The sequence below is a fragment of the Marinomonas posidonica genome (assembly GCF_043643765.1).
GTDB lineage: Bacteria > Pseudomonadota > Gammaproteobacteria > Pseudomonadales > Marinomonadaceae > Marinomonas > Marinomonas posidonica_A.
The window spans coordinates 230,259-256,571 of record NZ_JBHZSP010000002.1 but is presented as its reverse complement, the minus strand read 5'-3'; the positions used below and the strand labels follow the sequence as shown (position 1 = coordinate 256,571).

Below are 26,313 nucleotides of genomic sequence, written 5' to 3'. Positions count from 1 at the left end.
CGTCTGTAAGTGGTCGCGTCGCTCTGTATAAGAGGTCAGTCTTGAATGAGGGCTAGTATACCTAGGATGTTAGGTGATGTCATTTGCATAAAAATGACACATTGAGGGAAATGTGCAAATAATTTGTTGAAAATAATGATAGTAATCATTATCATTTAGCTTAAGGGTTGCAAGGAGTGCAAGTTGTATATCATCTTTCAACTTTCTTAGGTTTTAAAAATGAAATTTAATAAAAAAAAGTTAGCTATTTTAATTTCCGGTTGCTTCATTACAGCAAATACTTTATTGGCGAATGAGACAACGGATTTGGATTCATTGATCATTTCAGCGAAAGCGCCTGTTGATCAAAATAACTATTCTGGCTCCGTTAGTGTCATTACGGCTGATGACATTAAGTCTAGTGGCGCAACGGATTTAGCTGATGTTATCAATTTATCTCCCAGTGTTCAGCTCGTTTCCACTTATGTCAATCCATCGCCAGCCGCTCAAATAAGAGGTTTTGGTACGGATCAAGTTTTGATTTTGGTAAATGGTAAACGTATCCCAAACATTGACCGTTCCGTACCTAGAGAGCCTGCGTATCGTTATGGGTTGGTGCCTTTAGCTAATATTGAAAAAATCGAAATTATTCGTGGCCCTGCGTCCAGTCTTTATGGTGCTGATGCCTTGGCCGGGGTAATTAATATCATTACCAAAAAATCCACCGCAGAATGGTCTGGCTCAATCTCTCTTTACGGAGAAGTAATGGACAATGCCAATGGTGGAGATAGTCAAGGGGTAAGTTTGTCTGCTTCTGGCGCGGTAACAGATAATATTGATTTATTGATTTCTGGACAAACCAGTGACAGAGATGAAATTCGAGATGATGACAATTTGGCCAGTTTACAATCGTCTAAAGACCTTGATAACTATCAAGCCGTGATTGGAATCGACTTGAATAATGGCGATCGTATTGAACTCAGTACTCTTCAATCTGATGACAATAGTAAGGAATACGACGCTTCGGGAGATGAAGATGACACGACTGACGTCGAAACCAAGATATTTACCGCCGAGTATTTAACTGAAATAGCCGATTTTGACAGCACGGTTTCTTATTCGACTGGTGAGTCGAATGTACTTGAAGCAACCCGTGATTGGACCGTTAAGGAAGACAGTTTTGCTTTTGATACGCAAGGTTATTTAAATGAAAAAAATTATCTGAGTGTTGGGTTAACTTATCGCGAGGAAGAAGCCATTCGTGACGACACCACGACGTTTCAAGACAAGGTGGATTCAACGACCTTAGCGGCACAAAATGTGTTTAAGATGACGGATAAAGCAAGTATTACATTGGGCTTGGCATTTGATGATCACAGTAAATATGGTAGCGAGGTTAGCCCTAAAGTCAGTGTCTTTAATCAGCTAACACCTGTTTTAGGAGTAAAAGCTAGCTATGGTAAAAGTTATCTTGCGCCTTCTATTAGTCAAGGCTCTTCTAATTACGTGGTGAATGCAGGACCGAGTCGCTATTTAGGGAATGATGATCTTAAACCTGAAACGGCGAACACGCTTGAGTTAGGGGTAACATTCCAGCAGAGTCATTCCCAAGGTGCCATTACTTTGTTTCGCTCGGATGTAGAAGATCTCATCAATACAGAAGTAGTGTCATCAACGGGGGTTACAATTAGACAATATGAAAATATTGAATCGGCTATTTTACAGGGTGTAGAGTTCACTTGGTCGATATTTAATGATTTAGATACCCAGAAACTTAGCTTGAGTTACACTTATCTTGATACTGAAAATGAGTCTAATGGTAAGGCGTTAATGGATCGTTCGGATCATCTTGTCAAAGTAAACTACCTTCATAAAGATCTATATTCAGGTTTTGATCTAGATGCACAAGCTCGTTATGTTGGTGACCAGTTTACTAATGAGGCTAATACAGAGATGTTAGAAGGGTATTTCGTGGCCGATTTGGGCGTGAGTAAGCAGATATTGGATAACACCAGAGTGCGATTTGGTATTAATAATCTAACGGATAAGGTTGTGATGATTCAACCAGAGCGAGAATCCGAACGCTATCTGGAAAGCGGACGCTCTTTCAAACTGTCACTTACTTCAACCTTTTAACGAAACAAGTCTGGAGTTGTTATGTCTATTAAGACGTTATTTGACAGATCAATTGATAATGCCTCTTTGCAGGAGAAATATGCCGCATTGAAGCAAGATCAACCAAATATGAGACAGCGTGACGTTGCGGCTCAGTTGGAAATGTCTGAAGCAGAAATGGTCTATGAGCAGTTGGGTGTGCAGAGTCTTTACCTGAATGACGATTTTGCCAATTTGCTTAAAGATCTACCAAGTTTGGGTTATGTCATGATTTTGCTACGTAATGACTTTGCTGTTCATGAACGTAAAGGCGTTTATGAAAATGTCAAAGTTGGCGGGCCAATGGGGATGGGATTAATCATTTCATTTGATAATCGTATCGATTTACGGTTATTTCTAAAACGTTGGAAGCATGGTTTTGCTGTTCAAGAAACTTTGTCTAACGGTAGTCGTTTTAGTCTTCAATTTTATGATGAAAATGGTGTGGCTATTCAGAAATTGTATTTGCAAGAAAGCAGTAATGTTGAAGCCTATATGAGTTTGGTCACAAAATATCGCCATTCAAATCAGCAAGTAAGATTGAGCATTGTTAAGAGATCAGAAGACGTTGCTAGCGAAGCGCAAGAGATAGATCAAAAGGCTCTATACCAAGACTGGTCAAATATGACAGATGTCCATCAATTTGTTGGTTTGCTGAAGAAATATGCAGTAAGCCGAGAACGGGCATTTGATTTGGTCGGTGAAGAATATGCTCAGCCGTTTGACATAGGGAAATTGAAAGAGGTGTTGATTACAGTAGCGGATCAGCAAGTGCCTATTATGTGTTTCGTAGGGAATAAAGGCGGCATTCAGATTCACTCTGGTGTCATTCATTCGATTGTTGAGAAGGGAGATTGGCTGAATATCCTTGACCCAGAGTTCAATTTGCATTTACTTATGAGTGGTGTAAACCGTGGTTGGTTAATTAGAAAGCCAACGTCTGATGGCATTATTACTTCATTAGAGTTGTATGACGGAACTGGAAATCAGGTGGCGCAATTCTTTGGTAAAAGAATAGAAAAAAGCCCGGAAAACAAAGATTGGCGAGCCATTGCTGAAGCTACGCTTGATACCTGATGTCGCCATAAAGAAGTCCTATTTATGTCAACGTATTTCAGGGTGGGACAAAAAAGGGAGTGCTATTTAGCACTCCCTTTTTTATTTAAATGTGTTTCTAATTCAAATGGTATTATTGAATTGCATCCAATAATACTGTGGGCTGAATGTTGGGGGATGAATGAAAAAAATCTCCTTTGACGCCATAAACCTTATCTAAATGATGTCTTTGTAATACTTTTTCCGCAGTCCCTTGTGTGACCACTTCACCATGATTGAGCAGGACCAGTTGATCAGCAAAATTTGCTGCAAGGGATAGGTCATGCACAACGGCGATCACTCCTATGTTTCTATTGGTGAGAGTTTTGGCAAGAGATAGAACTTGATGTTGGTGATAAATATCAAGGCTGGAGGTAGGCTCATCTAGCAGTAGAAAACGAGGGGTGTCTTGTTGATAAGGAAACCACAGTTGGGCCAATACTCGGGCTAACTGCGTACGCTGTTTTTCTCCTCCCGACAGCGTCATAAAGTTTTGGTCATGCAAATGTGATATCGACATATAATTCATGGCATCTCGTACAATCTTTGCCATATCTTGCCGAGAGATGAGATGCTCGAAAGCATAGCAGCCCATTATTACTAATTCGGATACGGTAAAGCTAAATCCCATCTCATAGGACTGAGTCATGACGGCTCTTATTTGAGCAAGTTCTGCTGCAGAATATTGAGAGATGTTTTTGCCATTTAAAGAAACTTGATTTGAAGCTGCTTCGAAATCGCCACAGCAAGCTTTTAATAATGTGGATTTGCCTGCACCATTTGGCCCAATTAAAACGGTCAGTTGATTGGTTTTAGCTGTCAGTTGGACATTTTTCAGGCAAGGCTTGTCCATGAATGAGATCGATAAGTCATGTGTGATAATAGACATGATTGATATCCTAAAAAGAATTAATTGAATCTTTGGGTTTGCTTATACAATACATAAAGGAAGAAAGGGCCACCTAAAGCACTGGTGACTAACCCAATCGGCACTTCTGCTGGGGAGATGGCAATGCGCGCAATAATGTCAGTAAGGGTAAGAAAACTGGCGCCCAACAACATGCTGGTTGGCAGTAAAAATTTATGATCTGGGCCAATTAAAATACGAACAAGGTGAGGAATAACAAAACCAACAAAGCCAATCATGCCACTAATTGAAACAGCTGCACCAATTGCAATGGCGGTGAAAAAAAAGACTTGTTTCTTGAGTTGCGCCACCTGTACACCAAGATGCTGTGCCTGAGCTTCGCCAAGGAGGTATAAGTTAAGAGGTCTAGCAAGGCGACTTAAGCCAACTAAACTAACACCAATCAAGAGCAGTACTGGTAAGGTAAGTGACCAATTATTACCGCCAAGATTCCCCATGGTCCAAAAGGTTAATTCCCGTAATTCTTCATCGGTACTTATTAGCGTTAATATGCCAATAAAAGAACCAACTATCGCGTTCACAGCAATGCCGGCTAGTAATAAGGTGATAATAGTGAATTGACCATGTTGGTTACTGAGTTTATAGATAATGCCGCAGACGCCAAGGCAACCTAACATGGCGCCTATTGGTAGTGCATATGGGCCAAAATAGGACATCGCATCTGGGAACATACTGTTACCGAGTACAATAATGACGACGGCGCCAAATGCTCCGCCTCCTGCAACGCCTATTAATCCTGGGTCAGCTAAAGGGTTGCGAAACAGTGCTTGCATGGCGGCACCGCAGATACCCAATGCCGCGCCAACCGCCATGGCCAGTAGGGTGCGAGGTAAGCGAATTTCCAGTAAAACATTCGTGCTCAGGGCATAATGTTGTGCTCCTGTGATATTAAGCAGATCTTGAAATATTTGACTAAAAGACAGTGGCATCGCACCGATCATGATGGACAAAATGGCGCTTAATATAAGTAGGCCAAGTGTAAATGGCTTGGCCATGAATTGCTTTTTGCTGCGCTCACTGCTCAGCGTTAGAGTGTCTGTCATGAGCTGTGTCCGGTATTGATCTGCTGTTGGTTGTCATAACGAAATTGATAGCCTTTTGGCAAAGGAAATACGCCATGAATCATAGTACCCAATTCAATGATGGCCTGCGGTGTTCTTGGCCCGAATCCCAATAAATAGCCACCGTCGATGCTGTATACAGCGTTATTTTTAACGGCCTCAGTGTATTTGAAATGGGCCAATTGAGCGACAGCCTCTAACGTTGCATCAGGACGATTCATGACTACTATGACATCTGGGTTAAGCTCAAGAGCGGCTTCAGGGGAGAGCTTTACCCAACCCTTTTCGTTTTCTAGTGCATTGTTGCCGCCTGCTGCCGTGATCGTAGTGTGGGCAGAAGTATGTTGGCCAGCGGCAATAGGGGCACCATTTTGTAAGGTAAGTAGGAATAACACTTTTGGTTTGTGTTTTGACTGCTTATTAAGTTTGTCATTGGCATAGGCAAGAGCGTCGATGTCCAGTTGAATCTCATTAATTAAATGTTCTGCTTTGTTCTCAACTTGTAATAGTCTACCTACTGTGCGGATTTTGCTTTTTATGGCGTCAATTGAGTCATCTTCTTCAATGATGACGGTGTTTAAGCCAACTGCACGAACTTGTTCTAATGCTTTACTTGGACCGGTATCACTCTCGCCAATTAACAAGTCTGGTTGTAAGGAGAGTAAGCCTTCTACCGAAATGTTTCTTACATAGCCCAGTAATGGGTGCGTTTTATCGGCGGCTTGGTATGTGCTGGTGGAGTCAACGCCAACGATTTTGTCTTGTTCTCCTAGTCGATATATGATTTCAGTTATCGAGCCTCCAGCGACGGCAATGCGTTCGGCAGCATGCAGGGGAGGTGTTATTATCAAGGTTAGTAAGCAACCAGTAAGGTAAGAGGAGAAGCGCTTCATAGAATATCTCACGTAATTATTGTAATGCAAATGATAATTACTTGTAAATGAAAGTCAATTCTATATTGCCTTTGGCTCTATTGTGATTGTGGATTGAGTTTCTTTGTATCTTATTTAGAATGGGCGCACTCAAATAAAAGGATAAAATGAATGAGACATCAATATCATCCATTAGGTTTTGAGGGATCTCGCATTGCTCAAGGTTTTTGGCGTTTACAAGAATGGGGTTGGTCTGCACAAGATACATTGGCTTTTGTTGAACAATGTGTGGCGCTTGGCGTGACCACATTTGATCATGCGGACATTTATGGTGACTATCAGTGTGAAGGCTTATTTGGTGAGGCATTAAAGCGCAAACCTGAACTTCGTGACAAGATGGAAATAGTCACTAAATGCAGTATTTTATTGCCTTCCGAGCAACGTCCGGAGATAAAAGTCCATCGTTACGACTATCGTCGTGAGCACATTTTAGCGAGTGTGGATCGTTCATTGGACAATCTACAATGTGAATACATTGATACTTTGTTGTTGCATCGCCCAAGCCCTTTGATGGATGCCGATGAAGTGGCGCAGGCATTTGATCACTTGTTTACCTTGGGCAAGGTGAAGCATTTTGGTGTGTCTAATTTCACTCCGCAACAGTTTGATTTACTGCAGTCTCGTACCGATGCCCCGTTAATTGTTAATCAGGTTGAGTTATCGCCACTGGCTTTACAGCATTTTCAGGATGGTACTTTGGATCATATGCAGCAGCATGCGGTTACCCCAATGGCTTGGTCGCCTTTTGCCGGTGGTGATTTGTTTAGTGGACAAACTGAGCGAACCTTGCGTGTGCGTAATGTACTAAACGAACTGGCTGAAGCGTTGGAAGCATCCGTCGACCAAGTTGTCGTCGCTTGGTTGTTAAGGCACCCTGCAGGTATTTGCCCTGTGATGGGATCCGGAAACATTGAGCGATTACAAAGTGCCGTTGAGGCTTGTCAGATTCGTTTAAGTGACGACGATTGGTTTCGCGTCCTTATTGCATCACAAGGTCATGATGTGCCGTAGAAGCAAGTAGTTAAATGCATTAAAGGCCGCCAAAAGCGGCCTTTTTTGTATCTCGTGTTATAGCCCTTTGTTTTGCTAGGTTGAGAAAGCGTAGCGTTTCGTAATCGCCTAGATAAAAGCCGGTTTGGTTTATTTATACTGCTTAGTAATTTCAATTCATGAGGTAGAGTATGACTACATCCAGAGTTCTAGCGTGCGTCACTTACATTTTGTCTGCGGTTATAAGTATCACTGCTACAGCGGCCAGCTTACCAGAGCCAACTGGCAAGGTGATCTTAACGGTTTCAGGGAAAATTACTCACACCAATACCGACCATAATACGGCCGAATTTGATCGTGAGATGCTGTTGTCTTTGGGCGTATTTGATGTAGAAACGGTCACTCCTTGGACGGAAGGTTCTGACTTGTATCAGGGAGCAATGTTAAGTTCCGTTTTACAAGTTGTTGGCGCCATGGGCGACACTTTGAAAGTGTCTGCTCTAAATGACTACAGTGCAAAGATGCCGGTTTCTGATGCATTTGACTATGATGTTTTATTGGCAATGGACATGAACGGAAAGCCTATGTCGATTCGTGATAAAGGTCCGCTGTTTGTTCTCTATCCTTTCAGCGACATGCCAGAGCTGAATAACGAGATCATTCACAATCGCTCAGTTTGGCAAATTAAAGCCATGCTAGTCGAGTAATTGACTGATGAAGGCTTTGTCGCTACTAAGACCGCTGCGTTCTGTTGCAGAAAAACGTTCATCAATATATTTATTGGTGAGTGCGGCGGTCATATTTTTAGCAGTAACGGCGGGCATTTTTTATGAGTTGGTCGAGCGGCAAAAAGTAATTATGTCTGCTGTTGAAGAAGATGCTTTGTGGGCGTCTTATCAACTGGACAGAGAAGCACTAAAGCTAAGAAATGCGTTGAAATTGCTGGAAGATCAACCGAACGAAGAGCGTTTACAGGAAGCGAGAGATCGTTTTGATATTCTATATAGTCGCTTAAATATTGTGAAGTTTGGTCAGCTTAAGCAAGTGTTTCAACGATTGCCGAGTGCTGATCAGGTGACCGACGTTATCTCTAATAAATTAATGTATCTGGATTCACTATTGTTTGTTGATGGTGAACAGGTTGATGTAAAAAGTGCACTTAAGGAAAGTAATAACATTCTAAAAGCAACCGAATCCATCGTATTAGATACGCTTACTTTAAGATCGGCTGAAAAAGTTGAGCGAAGAGCCGCATCTTATGATTTGTTCATCAAGTTGACCAGTTTGATTTTAGTGTTGGCGATGACCGTGATGTTCATTATCTATATGTTGTTCAGGCAATTAAGAATTGCGACGGAATCCTATCTAAAATCCATAGAGCTTACCGATGAACTGGGGCTGGCTGTTCAGTCAGCCGAAGAAGCTCTAAAAGTGAAATCAGAGTTCATGGCAACAATGAGTCATGAAATTCGAACCCCAATGAATGCCATTATCGGCTTTAGTCATCTACTTTTAGAAGAGGCGTTAGATGATAAGGTTCATGACAGGGTAAAAAAAATCCAAACTTCTGCCGATGCCTTGCTCCATATTATCAATGGCATATTGGAGTTTTCAAAACTGGAGTCAGACGGAGTTGAGTTAGAAGAAGCAGAGTTTAGTCTAGATAACGTCTTGGAATACGTTTATCAAGTCAATGCAGAGATGGCTGGTAAGAAGAACCTTCATTTTAGTGTTAGCCGGGATTTTGAGTTATCTAATCGTTTGATTGGTGATCAAACACGACTACAGCAAATTATGATTAATTTGCTAAGTAACGCCATTAAATTTACCCATGAAGGGCGAGTCGATTTGCGAGTAGGGTTGGCTGACGCAGGTCATCTGCTTATTGAAGTACAAGATACTGGTGTTGGTATTGCGAACAATGTGGATGTGTTCGAACCCTTTAAGCAAGCGGACAGTAGTACGACACGTTTGTTTGGTGGTACTGGCTTAGGCTTAAGTATTACACGTCAACTAGTGGATTTATTTGGTGGTGCACTCACTTATGTTAGCGGTGACGGGGCGGGGACTTTGTTTAAAGTTGTTTTGCCATATCGACCTGCAGATGTTGATCGCCAGAAATCATCTCAATTGGTTTTGCTTAAAGAAGACGCTTATCTGGTTGAATTTTTTCTTGAAAGCGGCATGAAAAATATTCTTTTGAGTGAGGCTGCTGAGGTCGTTAAGGATTTTTCCAGTCATTCAAAAAGAGTAAGTGATCGTACTATTTTAGTGAGTTACGACTATTTTTCTCAATCTAAGCAAGAACACCCGAATTTGTACCATATACTGAAGAGCCAGGCGGCAATTTATTGCAAACAAGATAGGCCTTGGCGCACTGAATCGTGTTCGGTCTTGGTAACACCAAAACAAGTTGATGAATTAAAAAATAAGAGCAGGGTTTTATTGTTTGCTCATGATTGTGATGACGCATCGCTACAAAGTGGCTCTCTAGAGTCCCACTTCATGAAGGATAAACGCATTCTATTGGCAGAAGATAATGTAGTGAATGCCAATATAGTGAAGGCGATCTACAACAAAATGGGGATAACACTTGATTGGGCAGAGAATGGTGAACAAGCTTATGCTAAGGCTATAGAGACTCATTATGATTTGATTTTAATGGATATTCGGATGCCAATTATGGATGGCTATCAAGCCACTCAGTTGATACGAGGTAAATTGGGCGACAAATCCCCGATTATTTTGTGTTTAACCGCAGACGTTGTGAACGTTGACGGTGCTGAAAAGGTGGGCGCATTATTTGATGATGTCATGTATAAACCGCTAGATCATCATATGTTAATGAAGAAAACAATATCGTTACTTACGTCTAAAGAAGCGATTCGTCATGAGCAGACAGTCCTTCCAAATGGTTTCAAATTGCCTGATCAAAAAGAAAGATTGGCAGAAGTCGAAGTCATTGAACAACTTTTAAAGGTGGGGGATGTGTCTTCTGAGGGCAAAGTGGAAGACCTGATAATTAAGCTGACAGACAAAAGTCAGCAGGAAACACTTCAGCAAGTATTGTCCTATATTAAGGACTATGACTTTCAAGATGCTATCAGGGTTTTGAAAGAATTGAAAAGGTTATATTTATCATGAGTTTACACGGACAAAAGCCAATGAATATGATGGCAGAAGGCATTGATATGCTCACAGACAAGAAAAAAGTATTGATCGTGGACGATGTGCCAAGAAACATTGACTTGCTTAAAGACATTCTGGCAGAGCATTATCAGGTTCAGGTCGCAAAAAGTGGGGAAGCCGCGTTGAGCGTTATTGCGGCCAGTGTACCAGATATAATCTTGTTGGATGTCATGATGCCTGGGATGAGTGGTTTTGAAGTATGTAACAGGCTGAAAAACCAAGAGAAAACGGCAGATATTCCAGTGATTTTTTTAACGGCAGCAACCGATGCTCAAAATGAAATTGAAGGTTTCAGGGTAGGGGCTGTGGACTTCATTACTAAACCTATTTCACCCATGACGACTTTGTCTAGAGTGTCAACTCATCTGAAATTATCGGAAAATGATAAGCAAAATAAAGCCATCATTGCTGCCCGTACTCAGCAGTTAGATGAAGCTCTTGAATCGGCAGTAACCATGCTGGGGGAAGTGGGGCATTTGAATGATTCCGATACTGGTATTCACATGTGGCGAATGGCAGATTACAGTGCGGCGTTAGCCAGAGCGGCAGGCTGGGATGAAGCGCAAGTGGAGTTGTTACGCTTAGCCGCACCCATGCACGATACTGGCAAGGTCGCCATACCTCATTCGATTTTAAAATCGCCTAATAAGCTAACGGATGAAGAAATGGAGATCATGAAGTCGCATACGGTGGCAGGTTTTAATATTTTAAGTAAAAGTAATGCGCCATTATTTCAATTGGCTGCACAGGCGGCACTTGGTCATCATGAAAAATGGGATGGATCTGGTTATCCTTATGGTTTGGCAGAGGAGGCCATACCTCAATCGGCTCGAATCGTGGGAATGGCGGATGTCTTCGATGCGCTGACTATGGAACGCTCCTATAAAAAGAGTTGGACAGTTGAGGAAGCGTTGGCGCACATTGAGCGTTCGGCAGGCTCTCATTTTGATCCAGAATTGGTGCGTATATTTTTATCCATCGAAGACGAGCTGATTAGCATTCAGAAAAAATGGTATCTACGAGAATTAGAGCAAACGAACTAAGGCTGTTAATAGAACCTTAGTTCGTGGAAGAGAGGGAAGATTAGGTTGGTGCTAAGTTAATGCACAACACTTTTTGAATTTTTTACCAGATCCACAGGAGCATGGGTCATTGCGACCTATCTTCATTTCATCGGATTTGATCAAAGGCGTGTTCTTTTCTACCTCATGCTCACCAGAAAGGTAAAACCATTGACCTTTTACTTTTTTGAACAGAGAGCGTTCACTGAGGCGCCCTATGTGTTTCCCTTCTTTGAAATGAGCTGAAAAAGACACCATGCCAGTTTTGTCTTTTTCTAAACCCTCTTCTGTGTCGTTGATTTCGAGTTTAATCCATTGGGTGTGTTGATTGCTTTCTTCTATGTCATTCGCATTTTGCTTTGGGTCTTCTTTGAGCTTTTGAGTAGCCGCAATGTACTCAAAGTCGCCAATCGCGAATGCGGTATACCGTGACCGCATTAAAATTTCCGCTGTTGGCGCGGTACCTGGGTTGTTATGGTACATTCCACAGCACATTTCGTAAGGATTGCCCGTTCCACATGGGCAATTCACCGGGATTGGCATAGAACAGCTCCTCTCATCGCCAAAAACACTTTAAGATGCGTATAATACGGTTTTTCTTTAACGGCTAACAGGAATTATTTGTGACTGCAGCGGGCCCAACGTCATTTTTTTGGTTTGATTTTGAAACAACAGGAACGGACCCAGCGAGAGATCGTCCTATGCAATTCGCCGGCATTAGAACCGATCTCAATTTTAATCCTATTGGTGAGCCTGTTATGTTTTACTGCCGTTTGGCAGAAGATACATTGCCTCAACCGGAAGCTTGTTTATTGACAGGTATTAGTCCGCAAGATGCGAATCGTGAAGGTTTGTGTGAAGCGGAATTTATGCAGGCAGTCGAAGCGGAGTTATCCCTTCCTGGAACTTGTGCGCTCGGTTATAACACCATACGTTTTGATGACGAAGTGGTGCGACACGGTTTTTATCGTAACTTCATCGACCCATACGCTCGTGAATGGCAAAATAATTGTTCCCGTTGGGACATGATTGATTTAGTTCGTATGACCTATGCCATGCGACCAGATGGTATTGTCTGGCCAAAGAAAGACGATGGTCAGGTGTCCATGAAGTTAGAGGATCTGACTAAGGCAAACAACATTGCTCATGAGCAAGCGCACGATGCCTTGTCTGATGTGTACGGCACCATTGAAATAGCAAAATTGATCCAAGAAAAACAGCCTAAATTATTTTCGTACTATTTTAAAATGCGCCAAAAGCATGAACTTCAACAGTTCATTGATCCTGTTCGTATGAAGCCCTTTCTTCATATTTCTGGCATGTTTGGACAGGCACGACATTATGCGGCGTTTGTGGTGCCTATTGCCCCCCATCCAACAAACAAAAATGGCGTGATTGTGTGGGATTTAATGGCAGATGCTCAACCTTTATTAGAGTTAAATGTAGAAGAGATTCGCCATCGTGTATTTACCCGACAAGATGAACTTGGCGAGGTGTCTCGCTTACCGCTAAAGGTGATTCATTACAATCGTGCGCCCGCGGTAGCGCCTGCGACCTTCTTAAAAGACGAACAGGTCGTGACTCGCCTTGGATTAGATGGCGATAAATGTCGTCACAATCTTGCCATGATAAAACAGCATACTGGTTTGGCTGCCAAGCTAAGTGATGTGTTTATTCAAGAAGAGCGTAAGATTGATAAAGATCCAGATTTAATGTTGTATTCAGGTGGTTTCTTTTCTCGAGAAGATAAAACCAGAATGGACACCATACGATCAACACCAGCAGCACAGTTAGCGGAGTTGAGTTTGTCCTTTGATGATCGACGTTTACCTGAAATGTTGACGCGTTACATTGGTCGTAATTACCCGGAACAGTTAACTGAACAACAACGACAGGAATGGGAAGAATATCGTCAAATTCGATTGTTAGAGGCAGATGGTGGTGGCTCCATAACCATGGCGCAGTATTTTGATCGTCTAAATGCCATCGCCCAAACACCCGATTTGTCGAGTCAGCAACAAATCATGCTGCAAGATTTAGCAGACTATGCACAAAGTATTTACCCAATGGATATGTAAGGCAGAAAAATGAGTGAACAGCATAAAGGTATTCAGTGGTTAGTCGGCTTTGCGGCGTTTATCATTATTATCGCGGGGTTAAAAGCCGCCTCACAAATTGTCGTGCCTTTTATGTTGTCAGTGTTTATAGCCATCATTTGTGCACCCGCTATGTCGAGTTTACGACAACGTAAAGTGCCCACTTGGCTATCCATTGTGCTGGTGGTTTTCTTGATTTTGATAGGGATAGGTTCCATTGCGTTATTAGTTGGGGCATCACTCGATAGTTTTTCCAGTCAGTTGCCCAATTATAAGCAGCGTTTTGCCGAAGAGATGTCCGGCGTTATTCAATTGTTAAATAACGTTGGTATTCAAGTGTCTTATGATCAGGTAAAAGGCTACATAGATCCGTCTTCGTTGATGCAGATGGTTGCTAATGCGTTACGAGGCTTGGGCAGCGCCTTAACCAATCTGGTTTTGGTGGTGATGATCGTGATCTTCATTTTGTTTGAGGCGGTTGAGTTGCCTCATAAATTGTCTCGTGCATTAAATGATGCATCAGAGTCGATGGGGCGTTTTGAAGACTTTATTAACTCGGTTAACCGATATTTGGTGATTAAAACCTTGGTGAGTATCTTAACGGGAGTGTTAATTACCACTTGGTTATGGGTATTGGGCATTGATTTTCCAATTCTTTGGGGTGTGTGTGCCTTCTTGCTTAATTTTGTGCCAAACATAGGGTCTATTATCGCCGCTATCCCCGCTGTGTTGTTAGCGTTTGTTCAGTTGGGCAGTCTATCGGCTGGTCTAACGGCACTTGGTTTTGTGGTTGTGAATTTGGTTGTTGGTAATATCATTGAGCCAAGGTATATGGGTAAGGGACTAGGCTTGTCTACCTTAGTGGTTTTCTTATCTTTACTCTTGTGGGGTTGGGTTTTTGGTCCGGTAGGTATGCTATTATCCATTCCATTGACTATTATTGTAAAACTGGCATTTGAGGCGAACCCCAAGATGCGTTGGTTGGCCATCATGTTGGATTCTGACAAAGGGATATCAGAGGTAGAAAAATAAAATCAAAAGACTGGTATATTATTTCAAATCTTGCTAGCGCATTTTAGATTAATTGTATATAATACCGCACTTAGATTTTCCTCTAGAGAAATCCCTGAGAAGTTTCGTTGAGGCATGTAAATTGTTACAGGCCTTACTCCCACCAAAAAAAGGTACACATTTACATGTCTGATGCTGATATTCAGCCTACATTTGATTCGTTGGGCTTAATTGCCCCTGTTCTAAAAGCGGTTGCTGACCTCGGTTACGAGCAACCCTCTGCTATCCAAGCGCAAAGTATTCCATATCTATTAGAAGGTCACGACCTTTTGGGGCAAGCGCAGACGGGTACTGGTAAGACGGCAGCATTTGCGCTTCCGCTCTTGTCTCGCATTGACGTGACAGATAAAACGACACAATTACTTGTATTGGCTCCAACTCGTGAACTTGCTATTCAGGTATCTGAAGCATTTCAAAGTTACGCTCGTAATATTCCTGACTTCCACGTATTGCCCATTTATGGCGGTATGTCTTATGACTCGCAACTACGTCAACTTCGACGTGGCGTGCAAGTGGTCGTTGGTACACCGGGTCGTGTGATGGATCATATCCGTCGTAAGACTCTAAAACTTGATACTCTAAAAGCACTTGTGTTGGATGAAGCCGACGAAATGCTGCGCATGGGGTTCATTGATGATGTTGAATGGATTCTGGAGCAAACGCCTTCAGATCGCCAAATTGCTTTGTTCTCGGCGACAATGCCGTCTGTGATTCGTCAAGTGGCTAACCGTCACCTGAACAATCCTAAAGAAGTAAAAATTGTCACTAAAACATCAACAGCGACCACCATTTCTCAAAAATATTGGCAAGTAAGCGGTCTGCATAAGCTAGATGCTTTGACACGTATTCTTGAGATGAACGAACACGATGGCATGATCATCTTTGTTCGTACTAAAGCGGCGACAGTCGAGCTGGCTGAAAAACTAACCGCTCGTGGTCATGCTTGTGAAGCATTGAATGGTGATATTAGTCAGAATTTGCGTGAGCGTACCGTTGATCGTATTAAGAAAGGTCAAATCGACATTCTTGTCGCGACTGACGTGGTAGCTCGTGGTTTGGATGTTGAACGTGTTAGTCACGTTGTTAACTATGACATCCCATACGATACTGAATCTTACGTTCACCGTATTGGTCGTACAGGTCGTGCGGGTCGTTCTGGTACGGCTATTTTGTTTGTTGCTCATCGTGAGCGTCGTATGTTGCAAGCCATTGAGCGTGCTACGCGTCAGCCAATCGAAAAGATGAATTTGCCAACTGCATCTGACATCAATGAGCAACGTGTGAGTCGTTTTAAACAACGTATCACTGACACCATGGATAATGAGAATCTGGATTTCTTCTTGGAGCTTGTACAAAGCTACCAAAAAGAGAACGAAGTTGATCCTCTTAAAATGGCGGCCGCATTAGCGCATATGGCACAAGGTAAAACGCCTTTGTTGTTGTCTGAAATGGAAGTTCGTCAAGAGCGTCGTGAACGTCGCGAAGGTCGTGACAGCCGCGATGGTCGTGAAGACCGAGCACCACGTGAGCGTAAAGTTCGTCCAGTAACGGCTGATGCGATGCCGCTCAAGGATGATCCAAATACTGCGATGACACGTTACGTTGTTCAAGTCGGTTACAGTGCTGGTGTTAAGCCAGGTAACATTGTTGGTGCGATAGCAAACGAAGCGTCTATTGAAAGCCGTTATATTGGTCACATCGAAATCTATGAAGATTTTGCGACTGTTGATTTACCTTCAAACTTGGAATCAGGTGCGTTAGGTAAATTGAGCAAAATGCGTATCTGTGGTCAACGTACTGACATCGCTAAATTAGAAAATGCTGACGAGTTGAACAAACGCGCAGCATCGCCATCTGGACGTCGTCGTTCTGGTGGTGGCGAGCGTCGTGGTTACGGTGATCGTGAGCGTCGTCGTTCAAACGGCGGACGTGACCGTGGTGAGCGCCGTCCACGTGCTCCTCGTAAAGACAGTTAAGTAATTTAAAAAGCCGCTAACCAGCGGCTTTTTTTTGGGCTAAGCAATACACTTTCACAGTACATTTTTTTATTTATCTTAAAGGGCAGAAGATGAACGAAATTACCATCATTAAACCAGACGATTGGCACTTACATTTTCGTGATGACGACATGTTATTAGAGACGGTTCCAGCGACAGCACGTTGTTTCTCTCGTGCTATTGTGATGCCGAATTTAGTGCCGCCAGTGGTTAATGCAGAGATGGCGGTCTTGTATAAAGAGCGTATTTTAGCGTCTCGTCCAGAAGGCAGTGATTTCATGCCTCTGATGACCTTGTATTTGACGGATAAAACCACGGTTGAAGACATTCAAGCAGCGAAGCAAGCGGGTGTTGTGGCCGTAAAAATGTACCCTGCTGGCGCCACCACTAACTCAGATTCTGGTGTTACATCGGTTGAATCTCGCTACCCTGTTTTCGAAGCCCTGGCAGCAAACGATATGTTGTTGTTGATTCATGGTGAAGTGACGCATAACCACGTTGATATTTTTGACCGTGAAAAAGAGTTCATTGATCAGCACATGACAAAAATTGTTGAGAGCGTACCGAATCTAAAAGTGGTATTTGAACACATCACTACAAAGGATGCGGCTGATTTTGTGCTCTCTGCTCGTGAGGGAGTGGCAGCAACCATTACTCCGCAACATTTAATGATGAACCGAAACGATATGCTAGTGGGCGGTGTTCGTCCGCATAACTATTGCTTACCAGTGCTAAAGCGTTCAACGCATCAGCAAGCTTTGCGTGAGGTGGTGGCATCGGGTTCGAATCGTTTCTTCCTTGGAACGGATTCAGCGCCACATGCGCGTCATAAAAAAGAAAATGCCTGTGGTTGTGCTGGTTGTTACAGTGCTTGGTCAGCGTTAGAGCTTTACACTCAAGTCTTTGAAGAGCTTGGTGCCTTGGATAAGTTGGAAGGTTTTGCTAGTTTGCATGGCCCAGATTTTTACGGTCTGCCACGTAATACCGACACAGTGACGCTCATCAAAGAAGAATGGCAAGTGCCAGATAGCATCGACTTAGCGAATGGTGAGCCTATTGTGCCTTTTTATTCTGGCCAAGAGGTGTCCTGGAAGCTAAAAGCTTAAGCACTTTATACAGACAAACGCATAAAGCCGAATTCAGAAATGGGTTCGGTTTTTGTGCTAGAAGAAAAGAGAAATATCTAAGAGTGGTGCGGATGGAGAGACTCGAACTCTCACGCCGTGAAGCACTGGAACCTAAATCCAGCGTGTCTACCAATTCCACCACATCCGCATGTCGTGTAGAGAGCTGGCATATTACCGATATTTTTAGCGGATGCAAGTTTTTTCATCAGGCTTTGTTTGTAAATATACTCATCGATAAGGTGAATTTATATCGACTATAAACTTACACAGGAAGTTGTAAAAATGCTTTAATTACACTAGCTTAAGCCATTGTTATAGTTGAGTCTTATTGTATGGAAAGTCGTTCAGTTTCCTTGTTATTGAATCCTTTAGATCTAACAACCTTGTTTGTGTTCTTTGCCTGTTGGTGGGGGTACGCTTTGTACGCGCAATACAATTCTAAGCGACGTTCTTGTCTGGTTAGTGTATTGCATCAATTTCGTTTGGCATGGATGTCGCGTTTGTTAAGGCGAGATAACCGCATTGCTGATGCGTCCGTGATGGCAAACCTTGAACGCAGTAGCTTGTTTTTTGCGTCCAGCAGTTTGTTGATCATTGCTGGCTTGTTCACGGCCTTTAATTATTCAGAAAAAGCCTTGGGCATCATCTCGGATTTCTACTTGTTGGCGCCAATGAGTCAACAGGAATGGGAATTGAAAATTATCGTGCTAGTGGTGATTTTCTCCTATGCTTTTTTTACCTTTACTTGGTCTGTTCGACAGTATAATTTTTGCTCTGTGTTAGTAGGCAGCGCACCTTTGGCAACAGAGCGAGGCATTGAAGACAGTGAGCGAGAATTGTATGCCAACCATATGGCGCAAATTTGCAGTTTGGCGGCCAATCAGTTTAATTACGGTTTGAGAGCCTATTATTTTGCGATGGCATTTTGTGGTTGGTTTTTGGGGCCGTATTTTTGTATGGCGGCTAGTGTCATGGTGGTTGCTGTGTTGTATCGTCGAGAGTTTCGATCAAAAACCTTCAAAACCTTAAGCCGAGGATTGGTGATGAACTCAAATGCTGCCTAATTTCCCCAAGCCCGTTTCCGAAGAGAACCGTCCAATCAATCGCACGGTAAAAGTGGATGATAGACTGTATGACTATCTGATTGACCACTCTGTGCGTGAACCTCAAGTGTTGGAGGATTTACGCCGCGAAACCGCACAATATCATATGGCTCGTATGGCGCTTTCTCCAGAAGTAGGGCAGTTTTTAACACTCTTGGTAAGCCTACTAAATCCTCAAAAAGTGATGGAAATAGGAGTCTTTACAGGATACAGCACTATCTCCATTGCTCGTGGTTTGGAAGAAAACGCCAGCATGTTAGCCATTGATAAAAAGCAAATGTGGTTAGACATTGCTGACAAATATCTGGCCAAAGCGGACTTATCGGCAGAGGTAAACACTCTGTGTGCGAATGCATTGCAAGTCATGCAAGATAAAGTGCAACAAGAAAGTGCCAGTTATGACTTCTTGTTTATCGATGCGGATAAAGCCAATTTACTCAATTACTACGCCCTGGGCAAAAAATTATTACGACCTGGTGGCTGTATGGTGATTGATAATACTCTGTGGTGGGGTAATGTCGCCGACGACTGTTTTGATGACAAGGACACGCAAATCGTTCGCCATCTCAATGATACCATTCACCAAGATCCAACCGTCACACTTTCACAGTTGCCAATTGGCGATGGTTTAACCATCGTGCGATTAAATTAATGAGCCTGTTCATTTCATCTGTCCTAGCAATTTGAATTTCCACAAAAAAATTGTGTCTAAGCCTCTTGAAATCCATTCAAGAGGCTTTATCTATGTTGCACATGCAGTAAGTGTTACGCCTTTGGTGAGACCAAAGGTTCATTCAAATAGGAGCAAGTAAAAACATGTCAACTGATACTCAAAAAGAAACGTTAGGGTTTCAGACGGAAGTAAAACAACTACTTCATTTGATGATCCATTCTTTGTACTCAAACAAAGAAATCTTTCTACGTGAACTTATTTCAAATGCGTCTGATGCGGTGGATAAGCTTCGCTTTGAGTCTGTCGCGAACGCCGATCTCTTATCTGATGACCCAAATCTACGTGTCCGTGTTGAGTTTGATAAAGACGCAGGCACGGTCATTATTGATGACAATGGTATTGGCATGTCTCGTGAAGAGGCCATCACCAACTTGGGTACCATCGCCAAATCCGGTACTTCGGCATTTCTAGAGCAGCTTAGTGGCGATCAGAAAAAAGACAGCCAATTGATCGGCCAATTTGGTGTGGGCTTCTATTCTGCTTTTATTGTGGCCGACAAGGTAACGGTTGAGACTCGTCGTGCAGGGGCAATAGAAGGTGAAGCAGTACGCTGGGTGTCTGACGGTTCAGGTGAATTCACTATTGAAAACATCGAAAAAGCCACTCGTGGTACACGCATTACTTTGCACCTAAAAGGTGACGAAAAAGAGTTTGCTGATAACTACCGTTTGCGTACGCTTGTTACTAAGTATTCTGATCACATTTCCATTCCAGTGGAAATGGAAAAAGTGGTTTATCCAGAAATGGATGAAGAGGGCAACCCAAAACCTGTCGATGAAAGCAAAGCCCCTGAGTTTGAAGCCGTAAACTCGGCAAAAGCGTTGTGGACTCGTCCTCGTAACGACGTAAAAGACGAAGAATACAAAGAGTTCTACAAGCACATTTCGCACGATTTCCAAGAGCCGTTGAAATGGTCGCACAACAAGGTTGAGGGTAAGCTGGAATACACGAGCTTGCTTTACATTCCTTCTAAAGCGCCATACGACCTTTGGAATCGTGACATGCAGCGCGGTCTGAAATTGTATGTTCAGCGTGTTTTCATTATGGATGAAGCGGAAGCGTTCCTTCCACCCTACATGCGCTTCGTGAAAGGGGTTGTCGATTCTAACGACCTTTCTTTGAATGTGTCTCGTGAAATTCTACAAAACGACAGCGCAGTGGATTCAATGCGTTCTGCATTGACCAAGCGTGTTTTGGACATGTTGTCTAAAATGGCCAAAAACGATCCAGAAACTTACCAATCTTTCTGGAATGAGTTCGGTAATGTATTGAAAGAAGGCCCAGCGGACGACATGGGCAACAAAGACAAGATCGCTGCTTTGTTGCGTTTCAGCTCGACTCATACAGACAGTGCCGATCAGACAGAATCTTTGGCTGACTACGTTGCTCGTATGAGCGAAGGTCAAGATAAAATCTACTACATCTACGCGGAAAATCACAACACGGCGAAAAACAGCCCACACCTAGAAATCTTGCGTAAGAAAGGTTTCGAAGTCTTGTTGTTAAGTGATCGTATTGATGAATGGATGATGTCGTCTCTACAAGAATTTGAAGGTAAGTCTTTCCAAGACGTGACCAAAGGCAAACTTGATATCGCGGAAGACGAGAGCGAAGAAGCTAAAAAAGAGAAGGAAGAAAAAGCGGAGCAAATTAAACCTCTTCTAGAGCGCATGAAAAAAGTCTTGGAAGATCAGGTTGCTGATGTGAACTCAACGGATCGTCTAACCAACTCACCAGCTTGTTTGGTGGTAGGTGAATACGACATGGGTTTGCAAATGCGTCGTTTGCTTGAGCAAGCGGGTCAAAAACTACCAGACTCTAAGCCAACATTGGAAGTGAATCCAGATCACCCTATTGTGGTGAAAATGGATGCAGAAGCCGATGAAGAGCGTTTCGCTGATATGGCTTGGTTGTTGTTCGAGCAGGCGACTTTGTCTGAAGGTGGTCAATTGGAAGACCCTGCGACATTTGTTTCTCGTATGAATAAGCTGATTGTGCAATTAAGCCAATAAGATAACTTGTTCTCTGAAAAGCCGGTGTGGTCATTAGGCCATACCGGTTTTTTTGTGTCTTTTATAATGTAGAGCGCCAGTGTTATGACAATTAAAAGGCAAAGTGGGCTTGCGGCGTTGCACTGCTAAAAAGCTCAGGGCTAGACTGGATGAACTTTATGAATGGAGGTGATCTATGAACCAAGATTTTGATTCTTTGTTTAAACACAATATCGAGCGACAGCATTATCAAATAGGTGCAGAGGCGAATTCTACTCCTTTACAGATAATCATTTGGCCAACCTTCTCCGGTTTGAGTGATTTTGAAAAGCAGTTTGCAGATCGTTTAGCAGAACAAGGTTACGCGGTAACGGCGATTGATTTATACGGTCAGGGGCAAAATCCTCAAGACTTACCCGAAAAACAAGCCAAAATGGGAGCCTTGCTGGCTGAAGCGGAGTCTTTGCATGGCTTGCAACAGGAATTAACTCAGCAAGCATTACAGGGAGATTCACCCATTGTGCACATTGGTTTTTGTTTAGGTGGTCGCTTGGCGCTTGAGGCGGGTCTGCATTTCAAAGAAACCCTAGGCGCGGCAAGTTTTCACGGATTAATGTCCTTTTACCGTGCTCAGTCTGCGGAGCTTGCCAATCAAGATGTGAAATTGATGATCATGAATGGTTATCAAGACCCTTTGGTAAACGATGAAGACGCCCAATCTGCTAAACAATATTGGTCCGGTTTGGGGATTGATTTTCAGTTTTTCGATTTTGGTAACACGGTGCACTCCTTTATGTTGCCCAGTGCCAATAACCCTGATCATGGCAGCTTATACAATCCATTAGTTGCGCAGCGAGGTTTTGCTTACCTCACTGATTTTTTAGCAGAATTGTCTTAAGTTTCCCGTTGTTTAAGTGAAATTGGGCAAATACACAAAAGCCACTTCATTCGGTGAAGTGGCTTTTTGGTATTTTTAGAACGAGACAATGCTAGCGCTTATCTTTTTGGAACAGGGCGTTGGATAATAGACTCACCTTGTGCATTGAATAAGTAGCAATCCTGCTTCTTAATGCCGACAGTAATGTTCTCACCATGACGCGTTAAGTTGCCACCGTTGACCTCAATGGTCAGTTTTTCATTATCGTATTGACCGTACAGGTAAGTTAAGCCACCAAGGTGTTCCGCCACATCGATGTCGAGATTGAGTGTAAAGTCTGCGGCATCTGTGTCTTCAGTGATGTGTTCAGGGCGAACGCCCAGTTTGATCTGGCTGTTAACCGATACCTTGTTGGTATCAACGGGTAATTGAACACTTTGTCCCGCGACGGCAATGGTTGCCATATTATCTGCGTCAATACTGGTGACGCTAGCGACTAAGAAATTCATTTTAGGTGAACCGATAAAGCCAGCGACAAATTCATTGCTAGGGTTATGGTAAAGCTCTAATGGCGAACCAACTTGCTCCACGTTACCGGCACGCAATACGACGATTTTATCCGCCAAGGTCATGGCTTCCACTTGGTCATGGGTAACGTAAATCATGGTGGATTTGAGGCGATTATGCAGTTGAGCAATCTGGATGCGCATATCAACACGTAATTCGGCATCCAAGTTGGATAAAGGCTCATCAAATAAGAAAACCTCGGGTTGACGCACAATAGCACGACCAATGGCGACACGCTGACGTTGACCGCCAGAAAGTTGCTTGGGTTTGCGGTCAAGCAATTCGTTTAATTGCAAAATATTCGCAGCGTTGGCTACTTGCTCTTTGATTTTTTCCGGCGCCACGCCATTCATTCTTAAGCCAAAGCTCATGTTTTCTTCCACTGTCATGTGTGGGTAGAGAGCATAAGATTGGAACACCATGGCCACACCGCGATCCGCTGGTGCAATGTTATTCATGTTAACGTCGTTGATCTCTAGGCTGCCTTCGGTAATGTCCTCAAGACCGGCAATAAGCCGTAAAAGAGTCGATTTACCACAGCCTGATGGACCAACAAAGACTACAAATTCACCGTCTTTTAGGTCAAGGTTGACGCCATGAATGGTTTCTATGTCATTAAATCGTTTGATGACGTTTGTTAGTTTTATCGTCGCCATAATGGACTTTTCCTATGCTAGTTAGAGGCCGAGGCCCCCATTCGAATGGATACTTTCGTACAGGCGTCTTTGACCAGTGTTTGAAAGTGTTGAAAGCGAGCATCATCGACGCGAAATTTCGGAGCGGTGATGCTCATCGCGGCAATGGGTTCATGATTGTGATTTAGAATCACTGAGGCGGCACATTGAATGCCGTCTTCGTGTTCTTCTAAATCCAAAGAAACGCGACTGCTACGAATTTGGCTTAGGGCCGTTCGTAATTCAGTCTCGTTTTTCAATGTGGTTTCGGTGTGCTGAATAAAGCTTTGATCTTGGATGGCTTGTGTCAAGCTGTCTTCGTCTAAAAACGCTAACATGGCTTTGCCTACCCCAGTGCAATAAGCTGGGCCTTTTTTACCCACTGCAGAAAATAAGCGCAGACTTTTTTGGCTCTCTAACTTATCTATGTAAATGACGTCACCCCGATCCAAGACAGCCAAGTGAATGGTTTCCCCTGTTTCTTGCCATAGGGCTTTCATTTGGTCTGCAGCGATGTCACGAACATCCATGCTGGCCCAAGCCTGATGAGCTAATTCCAATAAACCGTAACCTGGATAGTAAAGTTGGCTTTCTTCGTCAAATCGCACTAAACCTTTATCTGTCAATGACGTAAGAGTTCGATGGGCTGTGGCTTTCGGTAGGTCAGTTTTATTAACCAATTCGGCAAAACGCAGTGGCACAGGTGTCATGCATACTTCTTGCAGCAGGCTTAGCGCTTTATCAAGAGACGAACCTCCGTTTTTATTTTCAGGCGCTGACATTGTGTTTCCTTTGTTATTTTTATAGCGATCAAGATCGCATTAAAAAGTTGTCTTAAAAAATGTTCTGAAATCAGTATTGCAAAAAATGGAACTTTATTCCATTATTTTATCAGGTGAGTGATCTGTCAAGTTTGACGATTCATTATTTAATAAAAATAAAGAGGTGTGTGAGCCATGCAGAAGTTGCATAGCAAGCAGCAGCAATGGATGCCGGTATTGTTTTTAGCGCCAGCAGTCATTTTGTTTGTGGTCTACGTTGTCTTTCCAATTCTTCAAAGTATTTGGTTAAGCTTTTATGAATGGGACGGTATCGGAGAAAAGGTATTTGTTGGTTTTGATAATTACATCGAGTTATTCGATGATTATCAATTCTGGGTGGCATTAAAAAATAATGTGTATTGGATGGTGTTCTTCATGTTGGCACCACCCATTGGCTTGGCCATAGCGCTGTTCCTTAATCAAAAGGTCATGGGGATCCGAGCCGTTAAATCCATGTTCTTTTTTCCTTTTGTTATTTCTCAAGTCGTTGTTGGCCTTGTTTTCTCTTGGTTTTACGACCCTTCATTTGGTTTATTTAATAAGGCCATTGGCCTATTTGGCATGGAGCCTGTGGCCATTTTATCTGATGAGAATTGGGTGACGTTCGGCATCATAGTCGCTGGGCTATGGCCGCAAATCGCTTACTGCATGATCTTGTATCTCACAGGCTTAAATAACCTCAATCCAGATCAAATCGAAGCGGCTCGTTTGGATGGCGCTCATGGTTGGAAAATGCTTTGGCACGTAATTTTGCCTCAGTTGCGTCCAGCGACCTTTATCGCTGTGGTGGTAACGGTAATTGGTGCGTTACGCAGTTTTGACTTGGTGGCAACGATGACCAGTGGTGGGCCGTTTGGTTCTTCAAGTGTGCTGGCTTACTTCATGTATGAACAGTCAATTTTCAATTATCGTGCTGGTTACGGTGCGGCGATTGCGACTGTGTTGTTCTTGATTATGGATATTTATATTGCCTACTTCTTGTGGCGCATGCTGAAGAGTGAGAAAGCCTAATGTTTCCTACCCCCATTGAAAAACGATCTTTACCCTTTAATTTAAGTTATCGCGTCGCGATTTGGTTATCGTTGTTGTTGTGGTTGTTGCCATTAATTGCGGTTATGTTGACCTCCGCTCGATCTACTGCGGACATCAATGCCGGTAATTACTGGGGCATTCCTTCTGAGTGGATGCTGCTAGAAAACTACACACTGGTATTTACTCAAACCCCCATGTTTCGTTATTTGCTGAATTCGGTGTTGATCACTTTGCCGGCAGTATTTGGTGCGGTGGCTTTGTCAACTTTAGCTGGTTATGCCCTTGCTAAGTTTAAATTTCGCGGGAACGTGGCCATGTTTGCCACCTTTATTGCGGGTAACTTTGTACCGTTTCAAATTTTGATGATCCCGGTGCGTGATTTAACCATTGGCATGGGGTTGTACGACACCGCGACGGGGCTGATTATTTTCCACATTGCCTTCCAAACCGGTTTTTGTACCTTGTTTATGCGTAACTTTATCGTCGGTTTGCCGGATGAATTAATTGAAGCTGCTCGTGTAGAAGGTGTCAGCGAATGGAAGATATTCTGGTATGTGGTCTTACCTTTGGTAAGGCCCGCTTTAGCGGCTTTGTCGGTATTGATATTTACCTTTATCTGGAATGATTACTTCTGGGCATTGGTCTTGGTGCAAAGTGATGAAGTTCGACCTATTACTGCTGGCATCAGTGCGTTGAAAGGCCAGTGGATGGCATCTTGGCAGTTGATCGCAGCGGGTTCCATTGTGGCGGCATTACCGCCAGTTATCCTGTTCTTCGCCATGCAGCGTCATTTCATTGCAGGTCTGACTCTGGGCGCCACAAAAGGGTAATCGCT

General features: G+C 43.1%; 22 protein-coding genes and 1 tRNA gene. 16 read left to right on the top strand and 7 right to left on the bottom strand.

The annotated features are described in order from the left end of the window. Nucleotides 1-219: 219 nt before the first annotated feature. Nucleotides 220-2,115: a TonB-dependent receptor plug domain-containing protein gene (locus tag ACHUFM_RS03255; protein WP_394179519.1), complete on the top strand. Its 1,896-nt coding sequence runs from the start codon at nt 220-222 to the stop codon at nt 2,113-2,115. Nucleotides 2,116-2,136: 21 nt separating this feature from the next. Further along, nucleotides 2,137-3,210: a hemin-degrading factor gene (locus tag ACHUFM_RS03250; RefSeq protein WP_394179517.1), complete on the top strand. Its 1,074-nt coding sequence runs from the start codon at nt 2,137-2,139 to the stop codon at nt 3,208-3,210. A 112-nt stretch (nt 3,211-3,322) separates the two neighbouring features. On the opposite strand, the gene ACHUFM_RS03245 is transcribed toward ACHUFM_RS03250, so the two are convergent. Genes ACHUFM_RS03245 through ACHUFM_RS03235 form a run of 3 tightly spaced genes read right to left on the bottom strand, consistent with a single transcriptional unit; the run spans nt 3,323 to nt 6,110 of the window. Beyond that, nucleotides 3,323-4,117 carry a heme ABC transporter ATP-binding protein gene (locus tag ACHUFM_RS03245; RefSeq protein ID WP_394179515.1) on the bottom strand — a complete coding sequence of 265 codons (795 nt, stop codon included), beginning with the start codon at nt 4,115-4,117 and terminating at the stop codon, nt 3,323-3,325. A gap of 20 nt (nt 4,118-4,137) precedes the next feature. Continuing rightward, entirely contained in the window at nt 4,138-5,199 is a 1,062-nt protein-coding gene (locus ACHUFM_RS03240) for a FecCD family ABC transporter permease (RefSeq protein ID WP_394179513.1), read from the bottom strand. Beyond that, nucleotides 5,196-6,110 carry a heme/hemin ABC transporter substrate-binding protein gene (locus ACHUFM_RS03235; protein WP_394179511.1) on the bottom strand — a complete coding sequence of 305 codons (915 nt, stop codon included), beginning with the start codon at nt 6,108-6,110 and terminating at the stop codon, nt 5,196-5,198. The genes ACHUFM_RS03240 and ACHUFM_RS03235 overlap by 4 nt, the downstream gene beginning before the upstream one ends. 150 nt (nt 6,111-6,260) lie before the next feature. Here ACHUFM_RS03235 and ACHUFM_RS03230 point away from each other — a divergent pair, with 150 nt between their 5' ends. From ACHUFM_RS03230 to ACHUFM_RS03215, 4 genes are all read left to right on the top strand, one after another. After that, nucleotides 6,261-7,160, top strand: a complete 900-nt coding sequence (locus ACHUFM_RS03230) for an aldo/keto reductase (protein WP_394179509.1) — start codon at nt 6,261-6,263, stop codon at nt 7,158-7,160. A 170-nt stretch (nt 7,161-7,330) separates the two neighbouring features. Next, nucleotides 7,331-7,846 (top strand): putative pterin-binding protein, encoded by a 516-nt coding sequence (locus tag ACHUFM_RS03225; RefSeq protein ID WP_394179507.1) that lies wholly within the window; start codon nt 7,331-7,333, stop codon nt 7,844-7,846. 7 nt (nt 7,847-7,853) lie between these two features. Continuing rightward, nucleotides 7,854-10,283 (top strand): ATP-binding protein, encoded by a 2,430-nt coding sequence (locus ACHUFM_RS03220; RefSeq protein WP_394179505.1) that lies wholly within the window; start codon nt 7,854-7,856, stop codon nt 10,281-10,283. After that, a complete protein-coding gene (locus ACHUFM_RS03215) occupies nt 10,280-11,371 on the top strand; it encodes a response regulator (protein WP_394179503.1) in 1,092 nt (363 codons plus the stop codon). Before ACHUFM_RS03220 ends, ACHUFM_RS03215 begins: the two co-directional genes overlap by 4 nt. 51 nt (nt 11,372-11,422) lie before the next feature. Here the strand turns inward: ACHUFM_RS03215 and ACHUFM_RS03210 are convergent, their stop codons facing one another. Continuing rightward, nucleotides 11,423-11,932, bottom strand: coding sequence for a YchJ family protein (locus ACHUFM_RS03210; RefSeq protein ID WP_394179501.1), 510 nt, complete (start codon nt 11,930-11,932; stop codon nt 11,423-11,425). 80 nt (nt 11,933-12,012) lie between these two features. On the opposite strand from ACHUFM_RS03210, the gene sbcB reads away from it, so the two are divergent. From sbcB to pyrC, 4 genes are all read left to right on the top strand, one after another. Beyond that, nucleotides 12,013-13,467 (top strand): exodeoxyribonuclease I, encoded by a 1,455-nt coding sequence (gene sbcB / locus ACHUFM_RS03205; protein WP_394179499.1) that lies wholly within the window; start codon nt 12,013-12,015, stop codon nt 13,465-13,467. 9 nt (nt 13,468-13,476) lie between these two features. After that, on the top strand, nt 13,477-14,517 hold the full coding sequence (locus ACHUFM_RS03200; protein WP_394179497.1) for an AI-2E family transporter: 1,041 nt from the start codon (nt 13,477-13,479) through the stop codon (nt 14,515-14,517). Between the two features lie 164 nt (nt 14,518-14,681). Beyond that, a complete protein-coding gene (locus ACHUFM_RS03195; RefSeq protein ID WP_113874659.1) occupies nt 14,682-16,532 on the top strand; it encodes a DEAD/DEAH box helicase in 1,851 nt (616 codons plus the stop codon). 92 nt (nt 16,533-16,624) lie between these two features. Next, a complete protein-coding gene (gene pyrC / locus ACHUFM_RS03190) occupies nt 16,625-17,659 on the top strand; it encodes a dihydroorotase (protein ID WP_394179495.1) in 1,035 nt (344 codons plus the stop codon). 84 nt (nt 17,660-17,743) lie between these two features. Here pyrC and ACHUFM_RS03185 read toward each other — a convergent pair. Next, nucleotides 17,744-17,828 (bottom strand) — tRNA-Leu (locus ACHUFM_RS03185). 184 nt (nt 17,829-18,012) lie between these two features. Between ACHUFM_RS03185 and ACHUFM_RS03180 the strand changes: the two genes are divergently transcribed. The 4 genes from ACHUFM_RS03180 to ACHUFM_RS03165 all read left to right on the top strand — a co-directional run bounded on the left by ACHUFM_RS03180 (nt 18,013) and on the right by ACHUFM_RS03165 (nt 22,405). Further along, a complete protein-coding gene (locus tag ACHUFM_RS03180) occupies nt 18,013-18,744 on the top strand; it encodes a DUF599 domain-containing protein (protein ID WP_394179493.1) in 732 nt (243 codons plus the stop codon). Continuing rightward, entirely contained in the window at nt 18,734-19,435 is a 702-nt protein-coding gene (locus ACHUFM_RS03175; protein WP_394179491.1) for an O-methyltransferase, read from the top strand. Before ACHUFM_RS03180 ends, ACHUFM_RS03175 begins: the two co-directional genes overlap by 11 nt. Before the next feature lie 164 nt (nt 19,436-19,599). Then, complete coding sequence (gene htpG, locus ACHUFM_RS03170; RefSeq protein WP_394179489.1) at nt 19,600-21,528, top strand: molecular chaperone HtpG; 1,929 nt, start codon at nt 19,600-19,602, stop codon at nt 21,526-21,528. Nucleotides 21,529-21,703: 175 nt separating this feature from the next. Continuing rightward, on the top strand, nt 21,704-22,405 hold the full coding sequence (locus tag ACHUFM_RS03165) for a dienelactone hydrolase family protein (protein ID WP_394179487.1): 702 nt from the start codon (nt 21,704-21,706) through the stop codon (nt 22,403-22,405). A 98-nt stretch (nt 22,406-22,503) separates the two neighbouring features. On the opposite strand, the gene ACHUFM_RS03160 is transcribed toward ACHUFM_RS03165, so the two are convergent. Next, nucleotides 22,504-23,607 (bottom strand): ABC transporter ATP-binding protein, encoded by a 1,104-nt coding sequence (locus ACHUFM_RS03160; RefSeq protein WP_394179485.1) that lies wholly within the window; start codon nt 23,605-23,607, stop codon nt 22,504-22,506. A 17-nt stretch (nt 23,608-23,624) separates the two neighbouring features. Further along, nucleotides 23,625-24,407: an IclR family transcriptional regulator gene (locus tag ACHUFM_RS03155; RefSeq protein WP_394179483.1), complete on the bottom strand. Its 783-nt coding sequence runs from the start codon at nt 24,405-24,407 to the stop codon at nt 23,625-23,627. Nucleotides 24,408-24,581: 174 nt separating this feature from the next. Between ACHUFM_RS03155 and ACHUFM_RS03150 the strand changes: the two genes are divergently transcribed. Together ACHUFM_RS03150 and ACHUFM_RS03145 are read left to right on the top strand one after the other, a co-directional pair. Then, nucleotides 24,582-25,457, top strand: coding sequence for a carbohydrate ABC transporter permease (locus ACHUFM_RS03150; RefSeq protein WP_113874667.1), 876 nt, complete (start codon nt 24,582-24,584; stop codon nt 25,455-25,457). Continuing rightward, a complete protein-coding gene (locus tag ACHUFM_RS03145; protein ID WP_063334011.1) occupies nt 25,457-26,308 on the top strand; it encodes a carbohydrate ABC transporter permease in 852 nt (283 codons plus the stop codon). The genes ACHUFM_RS03150 and ACHUFM_RS03145 overlap by 1 nt, the downstream gene beginning before the upstream one ends. Nucleotides 26,309-26,313 lie beyond the last annotated feature (5 nt).